Consider the following 18,746-nt stretch of genomic DNA (forward strand, 5'->3'; position numbering starts at 1 on the left):
CGGATGAAGCGAGTTGAGTAGGAAGAGAATTGACCTTTTCTCAAGAGTGTTGGTAACGGGCGCTGCCCTACTGACAATGGTTATTCTGTTCGGAATATTCTTCTTTCTGATATCTGATGGAGTTAGAGTCTTTGGAAAGATATCTTTGAGAGACTTCTTCCTCAGCACTCGCTGGTACCCAACGTACGAGGATGCCGAATTCGGCATCCTCGCTCTCTTGTCCGGCACGCTTGCAGTCACAGGGCTTACATTGCTTATCTCTATCCCGTTGGGGTTCATATCCGCTATTTTCCTTGCGGAGTTCGGAAACAGGAAGACACATGATTTCCTGAAGTATGTATTTGAGCTTACGGCGGGAATACCTTCAGTAGTACTGGGAAGTTTTGGTCTCAAATATATTTCCAAATGGTTGATGGACCTATTCCCGATGAAAGTGTGGACCGGACTGAATATTTTGAATGCCTCTTTGATGCTTTCTGTTCTTGCAATACCTTATTTCGTAACTCTGATAGAAGATGCGTTGAAAGCCGTCCCAGTAGATCAGAAAGAAGCCTCACTGGCACTCGGCGCCAATATGACCTCAACTCTTTTCAGGGTGCTCATTCCCCAGGCCAGAAGTGGAATTCTCAACGCAATCATTCTTGGAACGAATAGAATAATTGGAGAGACGATGGTGGTCTTAATGATTGCAGGGGGGGCAACCATGATTCCACAATCAATCTTCGATCCTGTAAGACCCCTAACAGCTGCAATAGCAGGTGAAATGGGAGAAGTGGAGCTAGCAAGTACTCATTACTTCGCCCTCTTCATGATAGGAGTAGTCCTTCTGATGATATCACTTATCTTCACAGTTACGGCAATGCGCTTGAAGAGAGGAATGAGAAGATGATAATAGATAGAATTGCGAAGATAGTTTTCGGAATCATATCCTATCTTCTGGTGACCATAATTCTTTTAATCGTAGGGTTCCTAATACTGTCTGGTCTAGATGATATAAACCTGGAGTTTCTGACTTCATTTCCAAGAAACTCAATGACCGAAGGCGGAATCTGGCCTTCAATACTGGGGACTGTTTATTTCCTGTCGATAGCTCTTCTTTTCTCGGTACCTGTTGGGATACTCGCAGCAGTATATCTCAGTGAGTATAGTAAGGAGAATCGTCTGCAGCGCCTAGTGCTTACAGCAAACAATATTCTTGCCGGAATACCTTCCGTCGTCTTCGGAATGTTCGGCTTGTCGCTTTTCTCGATCACCTTTGGATTCGGAACTTCAGTCATTGCAGGAGGTCTGACACTCGGAATTATGTCACTTCCGTATATAATCTCCAATACTCATGAAAGTCTTGTAGCGGTCCCGAAGTCATACAGAGAAGCATCGCTGGCCTTGGGCGCCAATAAAGCCGAAACAACCTTCAAAATTGTTATACCTGCATCCTCTTCAAGAATACTTACCGGAGTAATCATCGCAATTGGAAGAATAATTGGTGAGACCGCGCCGTTGCTTTTCACAGGAGCTGCATTCTATATAACCAGAAATCCTTCTAGTCCTTTTGAACCGGCGATGGCTCTTCCTACACATATTTTCGTGCTCTCCGCGATATATCCTGATAATGTAACTCCAAAGTTGGAGGGAAGCGTATCAGTTCTCTTGATCATCGTGGTGGCGCTGTTCATGTCGGTTGCAATCAGGAGAAGAAGGGAATCTCGGAAGATGGAGGGATGAGATGACTGAACCAATATTCAAAATAAAAAACCTAAATGTCTTCTATGGCGAGAAGCATGCTCTTAAAGAAGTTACCTGTGATATACCTCAGAGAAAGGTAACTGCAGTAGTAGGTCCGTCAGGTTGTGGGAAATCGACCTTTCTGAGAGTTCTAAACCGAATGAATGACTTAATTCCTTCATACAAGCATACCGGTTCTGTCAAGCTCTTAGGCGATGAGATTCTAGATATGGATCCTGTATTACTCAGGAAACATATCGGAATGGTATTTCAGAAGCCAAATCCCTTTCCGAAGACAATACAGGAAAACGTCACTTACGGCCCAAGAATTCATGGCATTAGGAACCGCCAAGTTCTGCGTGAAATAACCGAGAAATCACTAAAGCAAGCTGCTCTATGGGACGAAGTCAAAGATGAACTGAAGAAGAATGCAGCAAATCTGTCGGGAGGCCAGCAGCAAAGACTCTGCATAGCAAGGGCTCTTTCTGTAGAACCCGACGTCCTTTTGTTGGACGAGCCGACAAGCGCTCTTGACCCTATTGCTACTCAGAGAATAGAAACGTTAATAGAAGAACTCTCTGAGAAGTATACTATTGTTATAGTAACCCACAATTTGCAGCAGGCACTGAGGATCTCGGATTATGTTATGTTCTTTTATGTTGGAGAGTTAGTAGAGTTTGATACGACGGAAAAGATTACCTCAAATCCCAAGGATCAAAGGACAAGCGACTATCTGAGAGGAATCTTTAGTTGACGGGAGTTGGTTCTGATGACACCAGAGAGACAAAGACATCTTGAAGCGGGACTCAACAGGCTCAAATCAATGCTTTCAGACATGATGGAGAACGTAAGATCCAGTATTCAGAAAGCCATCGATGCGCTGGATAGACTTGATGGCGACCTTGCAAGAACTGTTATCGAAAACGATGAAGTTATTGATGACTTGCAGAGAAAAATGGATACGGAAATCTGCAATTACATTGGCCGATTTCAACCTCTGGCAGAAGACCTCAGGTATGTTCTGACGATGATGAAATTGGCTACAGATCTAGAAAGGATAGGCGATCTTGCTGTAAATATTGCTGAAGTTGCAGTTGGGTACGAGAACCAGACTCTGGTCAAGCCCCTCATTCACATAAAGAAGATGACTGCCGTGGTAGAAAAGATGCTGGAAGAGGTAATTGACGCTTATTACGGCAAGGATACGGAAGCCGCCAAGGGAGTTTGGACTGAAGACAGTAAGGTTGACGAATACTATCTTTACATCAAGAGGGAAGTGAGAGACAAGCTGATAAGCATGTCTGACCCCGGCGCAATTGGTCAGCTTCTTGACCTGTTGCTAGTATCAAGATTTCTGGAAAGAGCCGGCGACCATGCAACGAATATCGCTGAAGAGATCTACTACATAAAAAAGGGTGAGAGTCTTAAGGAGGAAATGCGACGTTGAAGGTATTGATTGTTGATGACGATCTCGATATTCTGAACATTGTTAGGACAGCTTGCGAAAACGAGAGTATGGAGACTTTCACAGCCGCGAGTGCAGAGGAACTCTGGACAGCTCTTCGGGCAGGAAGACCAGACGTAATATTACTTGACATTATGCTGCCCGATGCAAACGGTCTTGATCTAGTGAAGAAGATCAGGATTAAGCATCCAAGAATTCCCATAATCTTCTTGACTGCAAGGAAATCGGACCTTGACATGATACTCGGATTGGAACTAGGTGCCGATGACTATGTCACAAAGCCTTTTAATCCGCGGGCTCTCGTAGCGAGAATAAAGGCCGTAATGAGGAGAAGCGAGCTATCCGGCACATTGGACGAGAATCTTGCAATAGGCGAGGCCATTGTGAACCTGAAATCGTACACCGTTACCAAGAACGGCAGGACCGAAGAACTCACCAGACGTGAATTCGAGTTGCTAAAGTTGCTAGCGGAGAATCCCGGGAGGGTTTTCACGCGAGAAGAGCTGCTGGATAAGGTGTGGGGGATTGATTTCTTCGGAGACTTCAGAACTGTAGACGTACACATCAGCAAACTAAGAGAAAAAATCGGAGAAGGGTTCATTCGGACAGTAAGGGGAGTGGGCTACAAATTTGCACTAGGGGATCAGAAGTGAACGAATCATTGCTCAACGAACTCAGTGAAGGAATCATAATGGTCGATGAAGGCCTGGTTATATCGTATGCGAACTTATCGGCCAAAAAGTTACTTGGCGAAATCGAGGGATCGGCTCTTCCCGATGCTCTTCATGTTCAGGGGATTTCGAACATAGTAGACAGCTTCATCTCTGGATCTCATTACTGTACAGATACGGTATTTGTTAAAGACGAGACAACCCACTATTTGAAGATCAAAGTCTCACCCCCTTACGTGATTGCCAGAAATATAACAAGTGAAAAGTTGTTTGAGAGTGCCAAGATGGATTTCGTAAATTCAATCGTTCATGAATTCTCAACACCTCTGGCCGTCATAAACGGCTACGTGCAACTACTGATGGACAGGAACAGTGAACTGCCCAACGATGTCTCTGAGACAATCGATAGAATATCCAGATCAACAGGAAGACTTTCAAGACTCGTCGAAGAGCTTGGTATACTATCCAACCTCGAACTGCAGAACTACAGAGTAAAAGTTGAAACAGTGAATCTAAGAGAACTTGTAGATGAAGCCATAGGCGACCTTCAAGCCAAATGGAATCGAAAGAAACTCGAGATCATCACAACTGTGTCGCCGGATACTTATGCCGCCGTGGACTCGATGCTCCTCTTCAGAGTAATATCCAACCTCATCTCGAATGCTGTCAAGTATTCGAGTGTCGGGAATAAAATCGAAGTGGTTTCTCGTGAAGACGAATCTAATATCTACATCTCCGTGAAGGATGATGGAATAGGCATTAAGAGTGACGAACTCCCCAGAATATTTGAAAGATTCTATCGAGCTAGCAACGCTAGGACATCGGGGTCGTCTGGACTTGGATTGGGGCTATCTCTCGTCAAGCACGCTCTAAATCTAATAAATGGGACAATAGACGTCAGGTCAAGATATATGATGGGGACAACTGTAACCATTACTTTTCCCAAGAACATGTAAGCGTATCACCTTCAAGACTCCAATATGTCTGATCTTCCACGTATAACCGACTCATACTGCTCTCAGCAGGTCTCTCACCAATTATCTCAAACAAGTGTGCGTTCGGCTTGAACGGATTTTGCACATGCTATAATATGAAGAAAGTGTTCATTCAAACCAAATTCGAACTCTCTCTTTTTGGAGTTGTTGCTCATGAAATTTGGATCACACAATATTGCTTTATATAACAACAGCAAAGCCTTCAGAATTACACTCGACTCTGTTTTGAGCGAAGGTCTGTTTAATAACGCCAAGATTCTATATCTGGGGGCCGAATCGGAATTCACAGTTTTGAAGAAAATCCTTCTTGACAGAGAAAGCAGTATCGATGAATTGCTGGAAGCAAAGTCGTTGGAACTCATTGAAACAACTCAGTCGTACCTAAAGCAAGGGACTTTCGATCCAGATAGCTCCATCATGTTTCTTGAAAAAGCGGTAATGGATGCTTTAAAAGAAGGATTCGAAGGCCTCTGCGTAGCAGGAATAGGCACTCCGATCTTCGAATCGGGTGCAAGGCTTGAAAAGCTTCTTGAGTACGAAGCATCCGTTAATGACTTGGTTGAAGAATTCCCGATAGCGGCAATCTGTCTATACGATACAGCAAGAATGGACCGAAAAAATGTTCTCGAGATTTCCAGGCTCCATCCATATGTTCATCGAACGGGGGAGTTTTCAATGAATGATGATTACTGCAGCGCTCCTGATAGAGACATAGAGTTTGATATTGCCAGCCGTCTTGATATCTGCAGGGGGACCGCTGATTCGCTGTTGGAGATGTTTAAGATCAAGAGCATCTACGTGGAAGCTCATGAAGTTAATGTCTCGAGGCTTGCAGTTGCAATAGCCGATGAGATGGGGCTTGATTCCTTTACAAAAGTTTGTATTGAAATGGCCGGAAAGATTCACGATATTGGTATGATTTCACTGTTTCTTGATATGATTAGCAGGCCCGGCCCTCTCCATAGTTTTGAGTTGAAGCTTCTTCAAGAACATCCAAGAACCGGGTTCGAACTTACCAAAAGAGTTCCATTTCCGGACAAAGTTTCAAATGCGATTCTTCAGCATCACGAAAGGATGGACGGGTCGGGATATCCAGATGGTTTGACTGGCTCTGAAATAAGTCTTGAAGGATGTATTCTTGCAGTCTCAGAGGTAGTTTCGGCAATGAGCTTTTATAGACCTTACAGGACCACTTACGGAGTGAAGTTTGCTCTTGCCGAAATCGCTAAGAACAGCGGATCTCTTTATCATGCAGGCGTAGTAGAGTCTTGCATCGCCGTTTTCAGAAAGGGCTTTTCTTTTGCGGAGAACTCCACAAATTACTGAAAAGCTGCCTCTTCAACAGTTCATATATGATACCTAATGTATGCTACGCAAGTCAGATCTATCAATACCTGAAGTTCTTAATCCGTATAAACCAATTCTTTACCTAATACAAGACGACACTCCTTGTAATAAGCTCAGATGTATCTCTTCTTATCAAGTGTTCTATCCACTTTTTCCAGAGTCTGCATTGTTCCGTTTCTAAGCCTTATCGACTTCTCAAGCAAGAGTTGAATCACAGCAAGCTGGCATACTCTTGGTTGAAGAAGTGGTATCCCAGTCTCATGTCCTCCCTGGGCGACATAGACCGTCTCAGTAGAAACGCTGACAATTCTTGATCCGATCCCACCTGTAATCGCTACAGTATATGCTCCAGAATCAGAGGCTACTTCGATTGACTTGACAGTATCTCTGATATTTCCGCTAGCAGAAATCCCAAAAACAATGTCGCCTTTGTTCAGAGAAACGGCCGTCATTATTTGCAAATGAGGATCAGTATAGAAGGCTGTCGAAAAACCTGCCCTCATGAAGAGCGTGGCTCCAAATTCCGCTACTATTCCGCTAGAAGCCACTCCGAAGAATATTAGCCTGCTTGCCTTCACAATTCGACTTGCGATTCTGTCAAGCTGAACTTCGTCTATTAGATGATTCTGCTGATTCAGTGCTTCAATAAGATCTGAAATCAACTTGTTCTTGTCAGCAGAAATCGACGGAGTTTCACTCGAAAGCTCTCTTGCCAGCTGGATTTTGAAAGCCTGGTAGCCATTGAAACTCAACTTCTTTGATAATCTGAAGATAGTGGTCTCACTCGTCCCGGCGAGCACAGACAGTTCGCTAATTGAATGGTGAATCACATCATCCGGAAAATCGATAATGTACTTCGCGGCCTTCTTCTCAGCCGGATTCAACCCCTTTATCATAGCTTTGAGTTTCTCTGTTATTCTGAACTCTTCTCCCATATTGATATCAACTCATCCTTTGTGCTCATAAACTTCTCAAGGAGTCTGTCGGTTTCCTTTTCGGCTTTCTCTTGAGATTCTTTCTCAGTTCTCGAAACAAAATTCGCAACTTTCCCAAAATAAAGAGGAACGAGCAACTCTATCAGTCTATTCCTAAGTGCAACATTTCTGTATCTTGAAGCAATCCTGTATATGATTCTAACCCATAGATCATCATCAATCATCGCATTCGTTTTTCCAAGAAGGAACAGCTCATGAGAAATATCCGATCCAAGGATCTCCCCAATGAAGCCCTCTTGCTCTTTAATGCCCTCATAACACTTGAGAATCATATTTCCCAAATCGACTTCTACCGATTCTGGAACTCCAGCTGCCACTTCACCATAGATTGGCGATTCATAGTAATCTGTAACCGCTGTCCAGTAATCTTCATATCTCTGCATAAGGGAAAACAAAGTGCCAACGACTTCCCTAAACATATTTCCAAGCTGCTTGCCTGGATCCTTCACGTCATGAATTTTCGTACCTAAAGCAGCCTGGTATATTCTTCCTCTTGCCTCATTAATGGCAGAAGTGGTCATCCAGATATCAATTCCAAATCTGGAAACGTCGGACTTCCATGTCTCCTCAGATACGGAAATGTAATAGTCAAGCATCTCTCTGCCTACACCGAAATCTCCTCCAATAGGTTGTCTTACCTTCTTTCCATAAAGGGCCGTTGTTAGAGGGTAGCATATGCTGTTGGTTATCGTGCCGTCATACTTGTGTCGAATATAGTAAGGGGTAACGTACGCTGCGTTCTTTTCAAAGATCGGACGCGCAAGTCTATCTATCCAAAAAGGTTCTACACTTCTTAAATCCGAGTCGAGAAATACCACTGCCTGAGCATCGAGAGTGAGGGCTTTCTCCATTATCGATCTCATTGCGCTTCCCTTTCCGGAGATCCCCCGGTATCTGAAAGAAAGCAGATCTATTCCATCACTGGAAGCTGAATAGAAAACCTCTTCAGTATTGTCCGTCGATCCTCCGTCTGAATTGATGATACAGCCTCTCAACGATGGGAAAAACTTACCGAGACCTTTTGCTGCCGTCTCGACTACGTATTTGATAGTATTCGAGTTGTTAAAACTAGGTATTCCGATTACTATGTCATATGATTTCTGATTCAGTCCAGGCATGTTTCCACCTCCTATTCTTTGACACCTCCGGCAGTGAATCCGCTTGTCAGGTACTTCTGCATGAGACTGAAGATGATTATGATTGGGATTGCCGAAACTACTGAAGCCGCCATCAGCCTTCCCCATACTGCATGAGCCGAACCGGAAAACGCATTCAACCCAATTGGAAGAGTGAAGAGATCCTTATAGGATTTTAGGCCAAGGAAGGCAGATGCAAACAAGTATTCGTTCCATCCAATCATAAAGGCATAGATATATACTGTGACAATTGCTGGAAGAGAGAGCGGAATAACAATCTTGAAGATCGCCTGCACTCTGGAACAGCCATCGATAATCGCCGCTTCTTCTATTGAAAACGGAATTGTCCGGAAATAGTTTCCCAACATATAAAGAGAAACCGGAAGTGTCTGAATAACATAGACCATGATCAGATAAACTCCGGTACCAAATGGAGTAGAAAGGATTCCAAGTTTCACCGCCATCTGATAAAGCGGCACCATTATTACGGTACCACCGAACAGATACACGAAAAGAACCGAACGCTGAACAAGTCCCCTACCCTTGAATCTCAGCCTCGAGAATGCATATGCTCCTAAAATCGCTACGAAGAGGCTTATCAAAGCGGAAATCCCTGCGAATATCAGCGAGTTTCTAAGGTATTTCAAGAAGGGAAATTCACTAGCTCTCTCTTCCAATATTTTTGTCTTCTGCGCTTCGAATAATTTCAGTTGAGCCTTTGCCTTTTCGAAACCGGCGGCAAGTGCTTCCTCGGAGAGAGCGTTGTCAACCTCGGCTCTCAAATCCGTGAACCGTTTCACATCATTTGCACTGAATATGGTTTTCATGTTTTCCTCGATTATTGAAGCCTCCTCTGTACCTGGAACGAGCGAGTTTTCAATAAACTCTTCCCTGTCTGTTACATCAATTCCACTGAAGTCGATCACAAGATCAACGATATCTCTCAGTTCTTTTTCCTTGGCCTTGAGCTGTACATCATGAACATACCGCGTATACACTTCAATTGAGGCCGTTCTCTCTTCCAACTCATCTATCCTCTTCAATACAGGTTCAAGATTTGCCCTAATTATCTCATCGCCGAAAAACTCTGTCTCACTACTTTGAATAAGCCCAAATATCTCCAGATAGTTTCTGATTGTGAAATCTGAGAATGTCATTTTGTTCGGATCGTAGTCTGCCTTAAGAGATACATGAACCATGAAATAAAACGGAATGAGTATGAAGAAACAGATTAAAGAGATCCCCAATGCAAACATGACTCTTCTGAAAGGTGTCTTCTTCCTTACCATTTCAACACCTTCTTCACGTATGCAGTTATCAGCCCAAGCATAATTACCATAAGGATTGTTGCAATTGCCGCGGCCACTCCGTACTCCGGCGAAGTTGTACCGATAACCCTTTCATAGATAAAGATAGGCAGAGTGCCAGCTCTCTTGCTGATCAGATAGACCTCGTCAAACTTATAGAAATTCCAGATACCCCTCATGAGAGCGACAGCACCCATGACGAAATAGATCTCCGGTAGAGTGATATTCGTGAACTTACTCCATGATGTTGCTCCATCGATTTCTGCAGCCTCGTAGTACTCATCGGGAATAGATTGAAGTCTTGAAAGCAGCATCAGGTAAACAAAAGGGAAGTTCCGCCAAATGTTGAATATCGATGCCACAAAGAATGCATTGTTCGAGTTGTTTAGGAGATCAAGTTGCGGAGAGACCCATCCGAGACTTTGACTGAATAACTGCATAAAAGGCCCGTAGCTTGGATCAAATATGTACTTCCATGAAAAGACTATCGAGATAAGTGGGGTAATGTATGGAAGCAGAATGATCGTCCTAACTATCGCCCTCCCCTTGAACTCCTTGTTCATCATCAGCGCTACTCCGAGACCCAACAATATACTTCCAATAACTGTCATCAGAGTGAAACCAACTGTTATGAAGAAGGACTTCCAGAAAGCAGCGTCTTTGAAAACTCGGATATAGTTTTCTAATCCTACGAACGTTGAACTAGTAATCCCGTAGTCGAAAAACGAAATGTATATGTTATACGCCACCGGATAGATTATCAATATCATCAGTAGGATTACTGTTGGCGAAACAAGTTTCCAACCTAAACTATTTTCCTTCTTCAATATGGAAGAGGCTGCTTGCTGCATAAGATCTACCTCCAAAAAAGGAAGGCCCCGGCTCCGGGGCCTTCGATGTCAGGCGTTTATCTTCCTATAAGCTTTCTAATGTCCTCTCTCCAGAAGGTTAGAACCTGATCTGGGGTTGCGTTGTTATCGAACATCATGACTATGCCATTACCTATAGTGAAGGCTCCGGATATCTTTCCCATTTCGGGGAAGACTCTTCCTTCTACATAACCGAACTTCTCAATGTTCTCCATACCATAAATGATTGCCTTGATCTTTTCTGCGCCGTAGCTCTTATAAATCCCCTTTGGATCGTTCAGGAATTCTTCGCTTTCAGCTATGGAAGCTCTTGTAGGAAGCATTCCACCGGGAGCCATATGTATGTACTTTATGTAATTGTCCGGCTCGAACATGAAATCGAGAAGTTTGAGAACATCAAGCTTGTTCTGGGAAGACTTGACGATCGCGAGCGACAAGACCTGTCCAAAGGAGGAAGGCCTGCTGTTAGTCATCATGGGAGCGAATTCAGTGTTCTTAACAAGATCTGGATCAAAGTCGCTTATGAACTGAGTCTGAATCTCGGCAAGAGCCAGGTCATCCATGACGTAAGTTGAGTAGAACATCATAGGTGTCCTACCCGCAAGATAGAGTTCTCTTGCCTGCTGCCAGTAGGTATGTCCTGGAGCTGAATATGCGCCAAGGTCCTTGTAGAACTGAAGTACCTCTCTCATCTCAGGAGAGTTAATGACTACATTTCCGTCCTTGTCGAAAATCCTTGCTCCGTTTGACAAAGCAAAGATTGTGAAGACCTGTTCCGCGTAGGCATCGTTGGTCTTTCCAAGTACGATTCCATACATTCCATTCTGAGGATCGTGGAAATACTTTGCCGCCTCCATAATCGCATCCCAAGTTGTTGGTTCGGCAAGACCCGCTTCTTCAAACCAATCTCTTCTGTACCAAATTCCTTGAACCCATCCGTGATAAGGAATAGCAAAATACTGATCCCCAGCCGGAGTAATAACAAATCTTGTTGCACCAGTGTAGAAATCCCCTGCATTTCTGATGAATCTTGTTGGAATCACAGTATCCAGAAGACCGTCAGCTCCAAGGCCGAGAATAGTTTCAGCGCCAGCTTCAATTAGGTCTGGAAGTGTATCGGCCGCAGAAGCCGCAGCCAATTTCGAGAACATCTCGTTCTCCTCGATTGCCACAACATCAACTTCTACTCCGGTTTCAATTGTAAACGACTCGATCAACTGAGCGATAATCTGCTGTCTGGATTCTTCTTCCTGAGTGTGCCAGTAAACAAGTTTTCCAGTCATTGTTACCGAAAGCATCAATACCAGAAATACTACAAAGAATATTTTTTTCATTTTCACCACCTCCGAAGGAAATTTTTTTCACCCTAATGATACCAAACTTCTTCTTTCGTTCAAAGAGGCTATACACCGCCTCAGGATCCATCACTGCCATTCTCGTCAATCTAGCATCGATTAGATAGAAATAACTCTAAGAAACTAGCTCTAAGAGTATGGTTTGAACCAAGAGATCTTATGCAATCTGCAGAGGAAACCGATTATAGAAGTTCACTGAAGATATCCTAAGCATAATAGAGCTATAAAAATGGGATCGGCCAATGCCGATCCCATTAGTACTAACTGCTTACACTCTATCTATTACTCTATAAGCTTTTGTGGCAGAACCACCAGTCGTAACAACCTTCCTTGCCCCTTCTCTCTTCAGCAGTCTTGACATCTGATGCGGGAGGAATGATTACGTGATCCCCAATGATCTCGTTGTTTGGCCAATCTGCCGGAATAGCCACTCCATTCTTATCGGCAACCTGGAAGCCCTTTACCATTCTGAGAATCTCATCCATATTCCTTCCCAGCTCTTGCGGGTAATAGAGGATAGCTCTGATCTTTCCCTTCGGATCAACAATGAAGACCGCCCTGACAGTATTCGTTCCCTTTGCAGGATGAATAAGCCCAAGAGTCATTCCTACTTCGCCCATTTCGTCCGCGATAATAGGGAACTCGATTTTCACACCTAGCTTCTCTTCTATCCACTCCGTCCACTTTATATGAGAGAAGACTTGGTCAACGCTAAGACCTACGAGTTCACAGTTTAACTCTCTGAACTTATCATATCTTCTCTGAAAGCCCACGAATTCGGTCGTGCAAACCGGTGTAAAGTCCCCCGGATGACTGAATAGAACAAACCATTTTCCCTTGTGAGCTTCCGGTAGGTTCATTACCCCATGTGTCGTCTTGACTTTCATCTCAGGGAAATCTTCTCCGATCAATGGAATCCTTTTCTCCATAAAGCACCTCCATATTTATAATAATTATTATTAGCTACAATATAATTATACTTTTCGCTACTTTGTTTGTCAACCATACAATTATGCCGAACAGAGGTTTCGATTCTAAAGAAAAAGAGGGCTCTTGGCCCTCTTTTTATGACTTCAACAGAGTAGGTAAGGTGTCTCTTCTTCATCGGGGTAGATGTATGAACTGACTACTCTGTAATCTGGAAAACTTGTTTCCAGGGCTCTTGAGATCAGTGAAAGGTACTCGTTGATCCTTGGCACCACTTCTTCAAAGGAACAGGAACCTTTCAGAGCCATGATCTGAACTTCAATTGTATCTTCAGTCTCGGCTCTCATGTTGAGCGTGTCACCTTGGGCTCCCAGAAGTAACTTCTTTGAGAGCGTCTCAAGTATCATCTTCAAAGCCTCTGTGGATCTACTTTCAGAAACAGCGTACCTCAAATCGCAAACAATGTACATGGCGCTCCCTCCTTCGTCTGGTTTCTTAGATTCTGTTTATAACTAACACAGGAAGGTACCAGATGTAGACCCTGATTTCTGGAAAAGCCGTTTGTGAAAGACCGTTCATAGCTACTATTGCAAAGTGATCAGCCCGTTCCATTTATTATACATCAAAGGCAGTCTACCTATATTAACCAGGAGGAGTTCTAGATTTATCGGCAGACTATTATCTATCGAAATATTAATGTAGAATTTAGGGAATGGGGGTGATCTAAATGATATATAGAACTCTGAAGGATAACAAAGGAGAAATCCCCGCCATTGGTCTAGGCACATGGGAGATCGGAGGAAGAGACGTTCCTGATGAAACGAGGGACAGAGAACACATTGACACATTGTCCAGAGCCATTGAAATGGGTTACAAGCACATAGATACTGCCGAATACTATGGTGGTGGCCATACCGAAGAAATAATTGGAGAGGCAGTCTCGATTTTCAGTAGAGAAGAATTGTTTATCACATCTAAGGTCTGGCCCACTCATTTGCGGAGTGTTGACTTACACAAAGCCCTTGAAAGAACACTGAAGAGGCTGAGAACAGACTATATTGATCTGTATCTTATTCACTGGCCGAATCCTGAAGTTCCGCTAGAAGAGACTCTTTCGGCGATGAATGAAGAAGTGAAGAACGGACGGATAAGGCATATCGGAGTTTCTAATTTCGACACGCAGCTCCTTAAGAAGGCCGTATCTATTTCAAAGGAACCTATTGTAAACAATCAGGTTCTCTTCAATCTAGAAGACCGGCAAGCAATGAATGAGCTTCTACCATACTGCCAAGATCATGGCATTACCCTAACCGCATACTCGCCGCTAAAGAGAAACGCATTAAAAGCCTCAACCGAGAAACTTCTGACTGGATTCTCTGAAAAGTACTCGGCCTCTGTTCAGCAAGTAATGCTTGCATGGTTGCTGGGGAAAGATGGTGTGGTGGTCATACCAAAGGCATCCAAGCTTGAACACCTGAGAGAAAATCTAGAAGCAGGCATGATTGTTCTCGACAGAGAGGATATGAAAATGCTTGATTCACTAGAATAAGGAGGACATCTTGAACGATATCAAGAGCAACTTTATAAGCGCTCTCGACTCACAAGATAAAGAGAGGGCAGTGATGGTGTGCATAGAATCGCTTGAGTCTGGCAATGTTGAAGTAATCGATTTGTATCTGGATATTCTTGCACCCGCATTGAGGAGTTGGGATTGCGACTACGTGAGCGACAGATTGTGCATATGGAACGAACATATAAGGAGCTCTATTGTCAGAACGGTAATGGAATGCTGCTTCCCTTATATTGTGAAGAAAAGAAGAGACAATGGATCAGAAAAGAATGATCAGACAGTGGCAGTACTCTGCCCGCCCGAAGAGTATCATGAGATCGGAGCTAGAATGATTTCGGATATCTTCACTATCGCTGGGTACAATTCCATATTCGTCGGAGCAAATACCCCGCTAGACACCTTCCTTGAGGCTGCGAAAAAGCTGAGTCCAATGTACGTTGCGATTAGTGTTTCAAACTACTACAACCTAATAAACACACGAAGGATGATTTCGCGAATTAAAGAAGCCGGTGGGAAATCGAGAGTTGTCGTAGGTGGAAATGCATTCGAAAAAAATCCCGACTACTGGAAGGAAGTCGGTGCAGATATTTTCCTGAAAGATCCAAGAGAGATTCTAGCTCTGGGGAAGTGTGATGTAAAATGAGATTGGCTTTTTCAATTGCGATGCGCTTTCTATCTTCCAGCAAGACCCAAACTCTTCTCATAGTAATGGGAATTGCAATAGGTGTTTCCGTTCAGGTATTCATAGGCTCGCTTATCCAGGGACTCCAAAAAGACCTGGTGGATACAACAATCGGAAGCTCTTCGCAGATAACTGTCTCCTCATCGGAAAACAACAGAGTAGAAGACTGGCAAGGCATAATTTCGGAAATCGCTTCTCTTGATTTGCCAACAGATCTGACGGCTCTTTCTGCAAGCGCAGATGTTCCTGTCTTCATAAGCAGCGGCGACAGAACCTTATCTGTTCTCCTCCGAGGTCTGCAGTTCCCCGAATCACATGTTATTTACAAGACGGATAGTCGCCTCATTGATGGCAGCCTTCCTGAAGGAGACGGAGAAATCATTATCGGCAAGGGTCTTAAGGATGAGCTCGATGTGAACCTTGGAGAAGAAATCACAATCTTCACTCCGGATAGAGCAGTTGAGATTCTGAAGGTAGTCGGTGTCTTCGATCTGGGTGTTGCAAGCCTTAACAAAAACTGGATGATCTCAACGATTGGCACCGCTCAGTCAGTTGGAAAACTTGGTGATGCAGTCACATCGATAGAGATGCAGGTGAGCGAGGTCTTCAGAGCCGATGAAAACGCCTCTGTCATTTCGGAACGTCTTTCGGGGTCTGCTTTACTTGTAACTGACTGGAAATCTCAGAACGAAGATCTCCTCTCCGGACTGAACGGGCAGAGCGTCTCAAGCATAATGATTCAGGTGTTCGTAATCATAGCCGTTTCCCTTGGAATAGCAAGCGTGCTCGCAATAACTGTAGTCCAGAAATCAAGGCAGATCGGAATTCTGAAAGCTATGGGACTTAAGGATTCCACGACGAGTTTCGTTTTTCTCTTTCAGGGACTCGCTCTCGGCATTGTGGGAGCAGTAGTTGGAATTGCATTCGGAATCCTGCTTATAATTATGTTCTCCACTTTTGCCGTAGGAACTGACGGAGAACCGATCATCAGAATCTCTCTGAGTTATGGGTTTGTAATGTTGTCCGCGCTCATTGCCATTGGCGCTTCAACTATTGCCGCAATGGTCCCAGCCAGGAGATCCTCCAAACTCAGCCCTGTTGAGGTGATACGAAATGGCTAACATAATCGAGCTTAAGGATATAAAAAAGGTTTACGGAACGGTTGTGAAGACAGAAGTTCTTCACGGTGTGGATCTTGAAATCGAAGACTCATCGTTTCTTTCGATAGTCGGACAGTCTGGAAGCGGAAAATCTACACTCATGAACATTATGGGCACTTTAGATCAACCCACGAGCGGTGAAATAAAAATCGCAGGGAAACAGACAAACAAAATGAACAAGAATGAACTCGCAAGTGTTAGAAATGAGACTATTGGATTCATATTCCAGTTTCATTATCTGCTTCCCGAGTTCACTGCTTTCGAAAACGTAATTCTTCCTTACAGAATTAAAGGTCTTAAACCCTCGAAGGAAATTATGGAAAGGGCGAAGGAACTAATGGATGTCGTTGAAATCAGCAAGGTTAGGAATAATCTAGCTCCAAACATGTCGGGAGGTCAGCAGCAAAGAACCGCAATAGCAAGGGCCCTTATCAACAATCCGAAGATTATACTTGCAGATGAACCTACGGGCAATCTCGACTCCGATACCTCAGCGAAGGTCTTCAGCCTCATGCGTGATCTCAACAAGAGATACGGAACAACATTCGTAATAATTACTCACGATAGAAGAATCGCAGAAGAGACAGACAGAATAGTTGAAATCAGAGATGGCAACATTTTCAATGACATAAAGAGATAAGGGGGACATCCCCCTCATCTCTCTAAATAATAACACTTCTGGAAAGCTATTTGGACTTTCTTAAGGGGGATTCCCTTCTGAGGCGCATCGTATCTTTGGGGAGGAAGACCCCCTCTTTTACCTTTCGAATATCTTCAACTGACATGAACGCCTTTGGAACGCATTCCAGAGCGATTCTCTCGAAGTCTTCCACTTCTTTCCTGTTTATGATACTGTAAACAATGTAAGCCTTTCCTCGAGCACCGTGAGCGTCTATCTTTGTAACTCCAAATCCAGCCTGGCACAGTTTTTCTATAAGTTCAGTTGGATCTCTCGAAATTATCAGCCTAACCGATACGGTTCCAATTGCAAGCCTCTCATCAATGAGCATTCCTATGTAGCTACCGGCCGCGAAGCCACCTGCATAAGCAAGAATGTAAAGTACATTGTCAACACTCTGGATTACTTTGCTGGCAACGAGCAACCACAGAATAATCTCAAAAAAACCGATAACACTTGCTATTTCTTTCTTGCCTCTCGAAACCATTATGATTCTCGTGGTTCCAAGAGAAACGTCGATGATCCTTGCGAAGAAGATTATCAGAGGCATAAGAACCCATCTGAAGAGATCGCCACTCAAGAATTCTTCCATTAGAAACCCTCCTACCGCATTCTTACATAGAAACTCTTCTCTCAAGCCAATTATAAGATACTTCTTTCAGGATAGCATGATGAAAAAGATTACCTTGTTTAATACGGGCAAAACAGATTTCTTCGAATGAACTGGCAAGTGAGGCAGACTTAGTATAGATCATTTCTACCAAATTTAGCATATCTCTACTTCTTTCTCTCAGTAATCTCATCGTGCTCCTGCAATTCGCTACAAAGAAGCGGGGCCTTTGGATTAAAGGAATGATAATTTCTACGAATCGCTTTCTCACTAAAGCTTGCATAGCAGTATAGGCAACGATTAAGACAGGTATTATATGCGCCAATGTCGACACTCTCGACACAGCGGCATGCAGCTCTCTGATATCTGTCTTTTGGGTGATCAATCCTTTTGCCTGTCAGCGTGTCAATTACCGTCCCGTCAATACAGCTTCCGTGACTAATTCCATATTCCGAAAGATCAACGGTCTCTGAACATGTCTTCAGCTTCATTCCTTCAGAAGATGATACTTCTGAATAATGGCTGGCAATTTTCCTTACCTCAATTTCATTAGGCGCCCTTGCATCAAGTTTTCGAAGGTTTGATGAGATCTTCTGATAGTAATCGAGAAAACTAATCACACACTCTTCAGTGAAACCCTTAAGCAAATGCGCCATTTTTTCAAAGGCCCGTAGATGATGGTCGACACTATAGTCTGCATTTATCAGAATAGGATCGTATCTCCAAATCACTCTGTTTTCTCCAATCTTTCCGGAAAGCTTTTTGAAGGTCTCGATAATCTCTCTCTTGTTGCGAAGCCCAGGCTCTACACTTCCATGATAGGGCGTAATCGTGAATTGAAAATAATAACAGTAATCGGCAAAGTGATTCAGCTTGTCTAACATTTTTTTGGGATCCTTTGTCCAAAATACGAAGCAGTCTACTGCTTCTGGATTTAGGATAACTTTGCTCACCTGATGGGGATTGAACGGATTCCTAACAAGAGCAAAGCCACTTTTCAAACGCTCTATCATCCACTCTGAATAAAAAGCAGGGATATCTGTCCTCCTGCTCGCACTTACAATCATTCCTGTCTCCTTTCGAGTAATGTTAAGTTTGATTTTCGTGAAGTGCAAAATCATCACAGCTCGATTCGCCATTTCGAAAAAACATAACGTTTGCTGACTACTTCAATATTAATACAGAAGATCATAGCGACTGAAGAAAGGGGACATGTGTGTTTTGATTCGTAGAGATCGTAGAGAATAGAGAGAGAA

The 18,746-nt window shown here is 43.5% G+C and carries 20 protein-coding genes; 11 read left to right on the forward strand and 9 right to left on the reverse strand.

Annotated features, from left to right (window positions below; all coding sequences use genetic code 11):
• Positions 1 to 13 precede the first annotated feature (13 nt).
• From pstC to B3K91_RS12815, 7 genes are all read left to right on the forward strand, one after another.
• The gene (gene pstC / locus B3K91_RS12785; RefSeq protein ID WP_214059895.1) at positions 14 to 889 is read left to right on the forward strand and encodes a phosphate ABC transporter permease subunit PstC; all 876 of its coding nucleotides are present in this window, start codon (positions 14 to 16) and stop codon (positions 887 to 889) included.
• Entirely contained in the window at positions 886 to 1,722 is an 837-nt protein-coding gene (gene pstA, locus B3K91_RS12790; protein ID WP_214059894.1) for a phosphate ABC transporter permease PstA, read from the forward strand. Before pstC ends, pstA begins: the two co-directional genes overlap by 4 nt.
• A 1-nt stretch (position 1,723) precedes the next feature.
• Positions 1,724 to 2,476: a phosphate ABC transporter ATP-binding protein PstB gene (gene pstB, locus B3K91_RS12795; RefSeq protein ID WP_214059893.1), complete on the forward strand. Its 753-nt coding sequence runs from the start codon at positions 1,724 to 1,726 to the stop codon at positions 2,474 to 2,476.
• A 15-nt stretch (positions 2,477 to 2,491) separates the two neighbouring features.
• Positions 2,492 to 3,169: a phosphate signaling complex protein PhoU gene (phoU, locus tag B3K91_RS12800; protein ID WP_292590283.1), complete on the forward strand. Its 678-nt coding sequence runs from the start codon at positions 2,492 to 2,494 to the stop codon at positions 3,167 to 3,169.
• Positions 3,166 to 3,840: a response regulator transcription factor gene (locus tag B3K91_RS12805; RefSeq protein ID WP_214059891.1), complete on the forward strand. Its 675-nt coding sequence runs from the start codon at positions 3,166 to 3,168 to the stop codon at positions 3,838 to 3,840. The genes phoU and B3K91_RS12805 overlap by 4 nt, the downstream gene beginning before the upstream one ends.
• Entirely contained in the window at positions 3,837 to 4,814 is a 978-nt protein-coding gene (locus B3K91_RS12810; RefSeq protein WP_292590284.1) for an ATP-binding protein, read from the forward strand. The genes B3K91_RS12805 and B3K91_RS12810 overlap by 4 nt, the downstream gene beginning before the upstream one ends.
• A gap of 192 nt (positions 4,815 to 5,006) precedes the next feature.
• On the forward strand, positions 5,007 to 6,179 hold the full coding sequence (locus B3K91_RS12815) for an MEDS domain-containing protein (protein ID WP_292590285.1): 1,173 nt from the start codon (positions 5,007 to 5,009) through the stop codon (positions 6,177 to 6,179).
• Positions 6,180 to 6,313: 134 nt separating this feature from the next.
• On the opposite strand, the gene B3K91_RS12820 is transcribed toward B3K91_RS12815, so the two are convergent.
• From B3K91_RS12820 to B3K91_RS12850, 7 genes are all read right to left on the reverse strand, one after another.
• A complete protein-coding gene (locus B3K91_RS12820; RefSeq protein WP_121551253.1) occupies positions 6,314 to 7,135 on the reverse strand; it encodes a MurR/RpiR family transcriptional regulator in 822 nt (273 codons plus the stop codon).
• On the reverse strand, positions 7,114 to 8,313 hold the full coding sequence (locus B3K91_RS12825) for a glycosyltransferase (protein WP_214059946.1): 1,200 nt from the start codon (positions 8,311 to 8,313) through the stop codon (positions 7,114 to 7,116). The genes B3K91_RS12820 and B3K91_RS12825 overlap by 22 nt, the downstream gene beginning before the upstream one ends.
• 11 nt (positions 8,314 to 8,324) lie before the next feature.
• Positions 8,325 to 9,620, reverse strand: coding sequence for a carbohydrate ABC transporter permease (locus B3K91_RS12830; protein WP_292590286.1), 1,296 nt, complete (start codon positions 9,618 to 9,620; stop codon positions 8,325 to 8,327).
• The gene (locus tag B3K91_RS12835; protein ID WP_214059948.1) at positions 9,614 to 10,489 is read right to left on the reverse strand and encodes a carbohydrate ABC transporter permease; all 876 of its coding nucleotides are present in this window, start codon (positions 10,487 to 10,489) and stop codon (positions 9,614 to 9,616) included. The genes B3K91_RS12830 and B3K91_RS12835 overlap by 7 nt, the downstream gene beginning before the upstream one ends.
• A 56-nt stretch (positions 10,490 to 10,545) precedes the next feature.
• The gene (locus B3K91_RS12840; RefSeq protein ID WP_102818814.1) at positions 10,546 to 11,841 is read right to left on the reverse strand and encodes an ABC transporter substrate-binding protein; all 1,296 of its coding nucleotides are present in this window, start codon (positions 11,839 to 11,841) and stop codon (positions 10,546 to 10,548) included.
• A gap of 308 nt (positions 11,842 to 12,149) precedes the next feature.
• Complete coding sequence (locus tag B3K91_RS12845) at positions 12,150 to 12,791, reverse strand: peroxiredoxin (RefSeq protein ID WP_214059950.1); 642 nt, start codon at positions 12,789 to 12,791, stop codon at positions 12,150 to 12,152.
• 144 nt (positions 12,792 to 12,935) lie between these two features.
• Complete coding sequence (locus B3K91_RS12850; protein WP_099829799.1) at positions 12,936 to 13,259, reverse strand: hypothetical protein; 324 nt, start codon at positions 13,257 to 13,259, stop codon at positions 12,936 to 12,938.
• A gap of 257 nt (positions 13,260 to 13,516) precedes the next feature.
• Between B3K91_RS12850 and B3K91_RS12855 the strand changes: the two genes are divergently transcribed.
• From B3K91_RS12855 to B3K91_RS12870, 4 genes are read left to right on the forward strand one after another with little or no spacing between them, the layout of a single operon-like run.
• Positions 13,517 to 14,338: an aldo/keto reductase gene (locus B3K91_RS12855; RefSeq protein WP_099829798.1), complete on the forward strand. Its 822-nt coding sequence runs from the start codon at positions 13,517 to 13,519 to the stop codon at positions 14,336 to 14,338.
• A 10-nt stretch (positions 14,339 to 14,348) separates the two neighbouring features.
• A complete protein-coding gene (locus B3K91_RS12860) occupies positions 14,349 to 15,002 on the forward strand; it encodes a cobalamin B12-binding domain-containing protein (protein ID WP_292590287.1) in 654 nt (217 codons plus the stop codon).
• Positions 14,999 to 16,162, forward strand: coding sequence for an ABC transporter permease (locus B3K91_RS12865; RefSeq protein ID WP_292590288.1), 1,164 nt, complete (start codon positions 14,999 to 15,001; stop codon positions 16,160 to 16,162). The genes B3K91_RS12860 and B3K91_RS12865 overlap by 4 nt, the downstream gene beginning before the upstream one ends.
• Positions 16,155 to 16,841, forward strand: a complete 687-nt coding sequence (locus B3K91_RS12870) for an ABC transporter ATP-binding protein (RefSeq protein ID WP_099829795.1) — start codon at positions 16,155 to 16,157, stop codon at positions 16,839 to 16,841. The genes B3K91_RS12865 and B3K91_RS12870 overlap by 8 nt, the downstream gene beginning before the upstream one ends.
• A gap of 46 nt (positions 16,842 to 16,887) precedes the next feature.
• Here B3K91_RS12870 and B3K91_RS12875 read toward each other — a convergent pair whose 3' ends face one another.
• Both B3K91_RS12875 and B3K91_RS12880 read right to left on the reverse strand, forming a co-directional pair.
• Positions 16,888 to 17,472, reverse strand: coding sequence for a DUF2179 domain-containing protein (locus B3K91_RS12875; protein WP_099829794.1), 585 nt, complete (start codon positions 17,470 to 17,472; stop codon positions 16,888 to 16,890).
• Positions 17,473 to 17,657: 185 nt separating this feature from the next.
• On the reverse strand, positions 17,658 to 18,557 hold the full coding sequence (locus tag B3K91_RS12880) for a DUF1848 domain-containing protein (RefSeq protein WP_214059953.1): 900 nt from the start codon (positions 18,555 to 18,557) through the stop codon (positions 17,658 to 17,660).
• Positions 18,558 to 18,746: the final 189 nt, after the last annotated feature.

Source organism: Mesotoga sp. UBA5847, assembly GCF_002432735.1.
Taxonomy (GTDB): Bacteria; Thermotogota; Thermotogae; order Petrotogales; family Kosmotogaceae; genus Mesotoga.